Source organism: Streptomyces sp. NPDC053426, assembly GCF_055585405.1.
Genome location: NZ_JBVJKE010000013.1, coordinates 1 through 7,591 on the forward strand (window position 1 = coordinate 1; position 7,591 = coordinate 7,591).

7 protein-coding genes and 1 pseudogene are annotated in these 7,591 nt (G+C 68.5%); 7 read left to right on the forward strand and 1 reads right to left on the reverse strand.

What is annotated here, in order from left to right; translation table 11 throughout:
* Positions 1-258: 258 nt before the first annotated feature.
* Positions 259-837, forward strand: coding sequence for a hypothetical protein (locus ACZ62B_RS25245; protein WP_468720301.1), 579 nt, complete (start codon positions 259-261; stop codon positions 835-837).
* A 79-nt stretch (positions 838-916) separates the two neighbouring features.
* Here ACZ62B_RS25245 and ACZ62B_RS25250 read toward each other — a convergent pair whose 3' ends face one another.
* Entirely contained in the window at positions 917-1,222 is a 306-nt protein-coding gene (locus tag ACZ62B_RS25250) for a ferredoxin (protein ID WP_344560508.1), read from the reverse strand.
* A gap of 245 nt (positions 1,223-1,467) precedes the next feature.
* Here ACZ62B_RS25250 and arc point away from each other — a divergent pair, with 245 nt between their 5' ends.
* The 6 genes and pseudogenes from arc to prcA all read left to right on the forward strand — a co-directional run bounded on the left by arc (position 1,468) and on the right by prcA (position 7,310).
* Positions 1,468-3,234, forward strand: coding sequence for a proteasome ATPase (gene arc / locus ACZ62B_RS25255; RefSeq protein ID WP_344560509.1), 1,767 nt, complete (start codon positions 1,468-1,470; stop codon positions 3,232-3,234).
* A gap of 232 nt (positions 3,235-3,466) precedes the next feature.
* On the forward strand, positions 3,467-4,978 hold the full coding sequence (gene dop / locus ACZ62B_RS25260; protein WP_344560510.1) for a depupylase/deamidase Dop: 1,512 nt from the start codon (positions 3,467-3,469) through the stop codon (positions 4,976-4,978).
* Positions 4,979-5,156: 178 nt separating this feature from the next.
* Positions 5,157-5,375 carry a ubiquitin-like protein Pup gene (locus ACZ62B_RS25265; protein ID WP_073933868.1) on the forward strand — a complete coding sequence of 73 codons (219 nt, stop codon included), beginning with the start codon at positions 5,157-5,159 and terminating at the stop codon, positions 5,373-5,375.
* Between the two features lie 102 nt (positions 5,376-5,477).
* Positions 5,478-5,687, forward strand: a pseudogene (locus ACZ62B_RS25270) (endonuclease domain-containing protein); the annotation flags it as partial.
* Entirely contained in the window at positions 5,639-6,484 is an 846-nt protein-coding gene (gene prcB, locus ACZ62B_RS25275; RefSeq protein ID WP_344560511.1) for a proteasome subunit beta, read from the forward strand. The pseudogene ACZ62B_RS25270 and the gene prcB, both read left to right, overlap by 49 nt.
* 67 nt (positions 6,485-6,551) lie before the next feature.
* Positions 6,552-7,310, forward strand: coding sequence for a proteasome subunit alpha (gene prcA / locus ACZ62B_RS25280; RefSeq protein WP_073933646.1), 759 nt, complete (start codon positions 6,552-6,554; stop codon positions 7,308-7,310).
* Positions 7,311-7,591 lie beyond the last annotated feature (281 nt).

The following is a 7,591-nucleotide window of genomic DNA, read 5'->3' on the forward strand; positions in this document are numbered from 1 at the left end:
AGAGGCCTCCTCCTCCCCCCCCCCACCCCCCCCCTCCCCCCCCCCCCCCCTCACGCCCCCCCCCCCCCCCCCCCCCCCCCCCCCCCCCCACGGCGTCCTCACGTTGACCCGACGATCCGTCCGACGGCACGGAGAGCGAAAACCCTTCCCGGTTCCCCCGCACCGGAACCGCACACCCCCGCCGTTCCCTCCGTACTGTGACGTGTGGCACGATGCTGGCCACCCCCACCGGCACAGCCCTCACAGGAGACACTCCTAGTGCAGCCATCCGCCGTCCCGGAGCTCGCCCACACGCACACCAGGCCCATCCACTGGGTCGCCACCGCCACGGCCCTCGCCGGTGTCGTGGCCCTCTCCCCGGTCCTGGGGCCCGACGCCGCCACCGCGGCCCCGACGCCCGGACCGCACACCAAGAGCGCCCCGGCGCACACCACCCCGCCCGACCCCGCCGCCGCCGAGTTCCCCCTCGACTGCGGCAGGGTGAAGGCCGTGGTCAAGAAGAAGGCGTCCGGCGACCTCGACGGCGACGGCCGCCCGGAGACGGTGGCCGTGGTCCACTGCGACTCCCCGATGGGCACCCCGCCCGACGGCGTGTACGTCCTCACCCAGGGCGCGGGCGGCACGGCACCGCGCGTGGTCGCCACCCTCGCCGACCCCGAGGACCGCACCAACGTCGGCGACTTCGCCGTACGTGACGGCGAGGTCACCGCCGTGCTCTTCGGCTACTCCTCCGCCGACGTGCCCAGTTGCTGCCCCGACGTGCGCGAGAACGTGAAATGGCGGTGGGAGAACGGCGCGTTCGTGCGGTCCGCCCCGTCCGGCGCCAGGAGCGTGTGACCCGCGCGCGGGCGTACGGCGGGGCGCGCACCCCGGCGTGTGATAAATCAGACAGTCGTGACGCGCCGTATCAAATCGATCACCCGGCGTCCGGCCCGTACACCTCGACGCCGTCCGAAACCCGCCGGACGTGAATGCACTCGCCCGGACACTCCTTCGCCGAGTCGACCACATCCGTGAGAAGCGGCAGCGGCACCGGCGTTGTCGCCCCCTTGTCCTGCAGCAACTCGTCCTGCGGGCTCTTCACATAGGCCAGACCGTCGATGTCCAGCTCGAACACCTCGGGCGCGTACTGGGCGCAGATGCCGTCACCGGTACACAGGTCCTGGTCGATCCAGACCTCCAGGGCCTCGCCGCCGACTCCGGTCTCCTGCCGCACGCTCATCTCTCCTGCCGTTTCCTGCGTCGAACCGAACGGGAATCCGGCCAGCTCTGACGGGTGTTGAACACTTCGACCCTACCTTCGCCTGGGTTCCAATCATCTTCGGTGGGTATTCCCCTGGCGTGAGGGAGAGCGCAAGGGTGAAGATCGGACACACCCCGACCGTCTTTGTGATCTAGGGGTTTCAATCGACACCCGCCCAGGTAGGGTCTGGAAGCGTCCAGCTCCCCTTGGAGGAGGTGAGGACCGTGGCAGCCCACGACGACGACATGAACCGCGGCATCCGCCCAGGACGCGGGTCCGACGACCCGGCCGGGCAGATTGCCTACCTTGAGCAGGAGATCGCCGTCCTGCGACGCAAGCTCGCCGACTCTCCGCGACACACGAGGATTCTCGAAGAGCGGATCGTCGAGCTGCAGACCAACCTGGCCGGCGTGTCCGCCCAGAACGAACGACTCGCCGGCACGCTCCGTGAGGCCCGCGACCAGATCGTGGCCCTCAAGGAGGAGGTCGACCGGCTCGCACAGCCCCCGGCCGGCTTCGGGGTCTTCCTCACGGCGAACGAGGACGGCACGGCCGACATCTTCACCGGCGGCCGCAAGCTCCGGGTGAACGTCAGCCCCGGCGTCGAGCTGGAAGACCTCCGGCGCGGCCAGGAGGTGATGCTCAACGAAGCGCTCAACGTGGTCGAGGCCATGGAGTTCGAGCGCGTCGGCGACATCGTCACCCTCAAGGAGATCCTCGAGGACGGCGAGCGGGCACTCGTGCTCGGGCACACCGACGAGGAGCGGGTGGTGCGGCTCGCCGAGCCGCTGCTGGACGTCACCATCCGCCCCGGTGACGCCCTGCTCATGGAGCCCCGCTCCGGATACGTCTACGAGGTCGTCCCCAAGAGCGAGGTCGAGGAACTCGTCCTCGAGGAAGTCCCCGACATCGGCTACGAGCAGATCGGCGGCCTCGGCGGCCAGATCGAGGCCATCCGCGACGCGGTCGAGCTGCCGTACCTCTACCCGGACCTGTTCAAGGAGCACGAACTGCGGCCGCCCAAGGGTGTGCTGCTCTACGGGCCCCCCGGATGCGGCAAGACGCTCATCGCCAAGGCCGTCGCCAACTCGCTGGCCAAGAAGGTCGCCGAGGTCACCGGCCAGGCCGCCGGCAAGAGCTTCTTCCTCAACATCAAGGGCCCCGAGCTGCTGAACAAGTACGTCGGCGAGACCGAGCGGCAGATCCGCCTGGTCTTCCAGCGGGCCCGGGAGAAGGCCAGCGAGGGCACCCCCGTCATCGTCTTCTTCGACGAGATGGAATCCCTCTTCCGCACCCGAGGCTCCGGCGTCAGCTCGGACGTGGAGAACACCATCGTCCCGCAGCTGCTCGCCGAGATCGACGGCGTGGAAGGCCTGCAGAACGTGGTCGTGATCGGCGCCTCCAACCGCGAGGACATGATCGACCCCGCCATCCTGCGGCCCGGCCGGCTGGACGTGAAGATCAAGATCGAGCGTCCGGACGCCGAGGCGGCCCAGGACATCTTCGGCAAGTACCTCACCGAGCGCCTCCCGCTGCACGGCGACGACCTCACCGAGCACGGCGGCGACAAGGCCATGACGGTCCAGAGCATGATCCAGACCGCCGTGGAACAGATGTACGCCGAATCCGAGGAAAACCGCTTCCTGGAAGTCACCTACGCCAACGGCGACAAGGAAGTCCTCTACTTCAAGGACTTCAATTCCGGCGCCATGATCGAAAACATCGTGGGCCGCGCCAAGAAGATGGCGATCAAGGACTTCCTGGAGAAGAACCAGAAGGGCCTCCGCGTCTCCCACCTGCTCCAGGCCTGCGTGGACGAGTTCAAGGAGAACGAGGACCTGCCCAACACCACCAACCCGGACGACTGGGCCCGCATCTCCGGAAAGAAGGGCGAGCGGATCGTTTACATCCGCACCCTCATCACCGGAAAGCAGGGTGCGGACACCGGACGCTCCATCGACACGGTGGCGAACACCGGTCAGTACCTGTAAAAGCCAGGGCGGCTGCGGGTGCCCTCAGCGGGTACCCGCAGCCGACTGTTTTTCGGTGCCACGGCTGGAGCACAGCAATGACGCAAATGATCTCCCCACCAGGGCGAAGGCGTTCTAGGCTCGTCCGTACCGCCGAGTCGCGCAGTGCGGGGACGGGCACCGCACACGCACCGGAGCGCCGGCGGTACAGCAGCGCCCCCGACCGGGGACGCCGCCGGGCAAGGAGGGCCGCATGACCGTACGGCGAGTAATGGGCATCGAGACGGAGTACGGCATCTCCGTCCCCGGCCACCCCAACGCCAATGCCATGCTCACCTCGTCCCAGATCGTGAACGCCTACGCGGCGGCGATGCACCGGGCCCGCCGGGCCCGCTGGGACTTCGAGGAGGAGAACCCGCTGCGGGACGCACGAGGCTTCGACCTCGCCCGTGAGGCCGCCGACGCCAGCCAGCTCACCGACGAGGACATCGGCCTGGCCAACGTCATCCTCACCAACGGTGCGCGGCTCTACGTCGACCACGCCCATCCGGAGTACAGCGCCCCCGAGGTCACCAACCCGCGCGACGCCGTCCTCTGGGACAAGGCCGGCGAGCGGATCATGGCCGAGGCGGCGGAACGCGCCGGACAGCTTCCCGGCGCCCAGCCGATCCACCTGTACAAGAACAACACCGACAACAAGGGCGCGTCCTACGGCACGCACGAGAACTACCTGATGAAGCGGGAGACCCCCTTCTCGGACATCGTGCGCCACCTGACGCCGTTCTTCGTCTCCCGCCAGGTCTTCACCGGCGCCGGCCGCGTCGGCATCGGCCAGGACGGCCACGAACACGGCTTCCAGCTCAGCCAGCGGGCGGACTACTTCGAGGTCGAGGTGGGGCTCGAGACCACCCTGAAGCGGCCGATCATCAACACCCGTGACGAGCCGCACGCCGACGCCGAGAAGTACCGGCGGCTGCATGTGATCATCGGCGACGCGAACCTGTCCGAGATCTCGACGTACCTGAAGCTGGGTACGACGGCACTGGTCCTGTCCATGATCGAGGACGGGTTCATCGCGGTGGACCTGGCGGTCGACCAGCCGGTACGGACACTGCACCAGGTGTCGCACGATCCGTCCCTGAAGCGGCTCGTCACGCTGCGCAGCGGGCGGACGCTGACCGCCGTACAGCTCCAGATGGAGTACTTCGAGCTGGCTCGCAAGTACGTGGAGGAGCGGTTCGGGGCCGACGCCGACGAGCAGACCAAGGACGTGCTGGTCCGCTGGGAGGACACGCTCACGCGGCTGGAGAACGACCCGATGAGCCTGGCCGGCGAGCTGGACTGGGTCGCCAAGCGGGAGCTCATGGAGGGCTACCGGCGCAGGGACGGCCTGGACTGGGACGCCGCCCGGCTGCACCTGGTGGACCTGCAGTACGCCGACGTACGCCCCGAGAAGGGCCTCTACAACCGTCTGGTGGCCCGGGGGCGGATGAAGCGGCTGCTGGACGAGGGAGAGGTCGAGCGGGCCCGTACGAAGCCTCCGGAGGACACCCGCGCGTACTTCCGCGGGCGCTGTCTGGAGCAGTACGCGGACGACGTCGCGGCGGCCTCCTGGGACTCGGTGATCTTCGATCTGCCGGGCCGGGACTCGCTCCAGCGGGTCCCAACCCTGGAACCGCTTCGCGGAACGCGTAATCACGTCAAGGAGCTCCTGGACCGCTGCCGTACGGCAGAAGACCTGGTCAGGGTGTTGTCGGGACACTGAGCGGGTACCGGGGGTACCCGGGAAGGGCCGGCCGGACAGGGTGGAAAACGCCGGGTCCGGGAATCATCGAGATGGTCCCCGTACGTTGGAGCAACTGCGGGGGCATTGTCGGACCCGGCGAGTAGGGTCTGATCTTGACCGAGCAAGTGTGTCGGGCGAACCGAGCGGGGTGAGGGTGATGGCGACCAAGGACACCGGCGGCGGACAGCAGAAGGCCACCCGGTCCACGGAGGAGGTCGAGGAGCAGGCGTCGGAGGCGCAGGCTTCGGAGGACCTCAAGGAGCGTCAGGAAAAGCTGAGCGAGGACGTGGACGACGTCCTGGACGAGATCGACGATGTGCTCGAGGCCAACGCCGAGGACTTCGTTCGAAGCTTCGTGCAAAAGGGCGGCCAGTAACCTTCGCATCGAAGGTTGCGGGGGTGTCCGGGGTGAGGGTCGAAGGTGGCGTGAGGCGCTGTCCGTGGTGCGGGATGGACCGGCCGCGGGCAGCGTCCGCGCTGCGGGAGCCGCCCGAAAGCCTCCGCCGTATATGTGGATCATTGCCGCAGGACGGGTAGGGTCCGTGGCGTACTGTGCTTCAACTGCAATTCGGCCATCGGCAAGTTGGGAGATGATCCCGACGCTGTTCGTCGGGCAGCCGCCTACCTGGAAGGAACTTCGTGGAAGCGAACACTCGTAGCACCGGGCGTCTGCCGGCCGCCTTCCTGACGCCCGGGTCGTCCTCCTTCATGGACTTCCTCTCCGAGCACCAGCCGGAACTGCTGCCGGGCAAGAGGTCGTTGCCGCCCGTGAAGGGTGTGATCGAGGCGCCGCACGGGACGACGATCGTGGCCGTGACCTTCCCGGGCGGCGTCGTGCTCGCCGGTGACCGGCGGGCCACCATGGGGAACGTCATCGCGCAGCGGGACATCGAGAAGGTGTTCCCGGCCGACGAGTACTCGGCGGTGGGGATCGCCGGTACGGCGGGTCTCGCCGTGGAGATGGTGAAGCTGTTCCAGCTGGAGCTGGAGCACTTCGAGAAGGTCGAGGGCGCGCAGCTCTCGCTGGAGGGCAAGGCGAACCGGCTGTCGACGATGATCCGGTCGAATCTGGGCATGGCCATGCAGGGGCTGGCCGTTGTTCCGCTGTTCGCCGGGTACGACGTGGACCGGGACAAGGGGCGGATCTTCTCCTACGACGTCACGGGCGGGCGTTCGGAGGAGCAGGGGTACGCCGCGACCGGTTCCGGGTCGATCTTCGCGCGCGGTGCGATGAAGAAGCTGTTCCGGGACGACCTGAGCGAGGCCGAGGCCACCACGCTGGTGGTGCAGGCGCTGTATGACGCGGCAGACGACGACTCGGCGACCGGTGGTCCCGATGTCGCCCGCCGGATCTACCCGATCGTCACCGTGATCACCGATGACGGCTTCCGCCGGCTCACCGAGGACGAGGCGTCCGGCATCGCCCGGTCGGTGCTGGAGCGGCGGCTGGAGCAGCCGGACGGGCCGCGGGCCTCGCTGCTGTAGGCCGCGCGGGCGGGTTGTTCGGTTGTTTGGTGGTCCAGTGACTTTGACAGAAAGGGACGGATAACCGGTGTCGACGCCGTTCTATGTCTCACCCCAGCAGGCGATGGCGGACCGGGCGGAGTACGCCCGTAAGGGCATCGCCCGTGGTCGCAGCCTTGTTGTGCTGCAGTATGCCGACGGGATCGTGTTCGTCGGTGAGAACCCGTCCCGTGCGCTGCACAAGTTCAGCGAGATCTATGACCGGATCGGGTTCGCCGCGGCCGGTAAGTACAACGAGTACGAGAATCTGCGGATCGGGGGCGTGCGGTACGCCGATCTGCGGGGTTACACCTACGACCGGGACGATGTGACGGCCCGGGGTCTGGCGAACGTGTACGCGCAGACGCTGGGGACGATCTTCTCGAGTGTGGGGGAGAAGCCGTACGAGGTGGAGCTGGTGGTGGCCGAGGTCGGGGAGACCCCGGAGTTCGACCAGATCTACCGGTTGCCGCACGACGGGTCCATCGTGGACGAGCACGGCTCGGTGGCGGTGGGGGGCAACGCGGAGCAGATCAGCGGGTACCTGGACCAGCGGCACCGGGACGGGATGACGCTGGCGGAGGCGCTGAAGCTGGCGGTGCAGGCGTTGTCGCGGGACACCAACGGCAGTGAGCGGGAGATTCCCGCTGAGCGGCTGGAGGTGGCGGTGCTGGACCGTACGCGGCCGCAGAAGCGGAAGTTCAAGCGGATCGGGGGGCGTCAGCTGTCCCGTCTGCTGGAGGCGGGCGGTGCGGAGACGGCCTCCGAGGCGGAGGCCGAGACGGACTCCGGCGGAGACGTCGAGTAGTGGGGGTGCGCGTCTGACGCCTGCGGCGCAGCGTCCGCTCCGGTGGGGCCTTGGGTTTTGTGCCTGCGGCGCCTGTGCGGCTTCGGTGGGGGCGTGTGTAGCGCCTGCGGTGGGTGGGTGGGTCGGGGCCGCGTCGGGGGTGTCCGTCCTCGGACTGGCGCGAAATGGGTTCCTTGGTGGGGGTGCGGGGTGCGGACGCGCCAGCCGCTGCGGGCGGCCACCCCCGCCCCGTCCCCTCCCCGCCGCGGGCGGTCACCTGCCGCCATGCTCGTAGGCTGCCG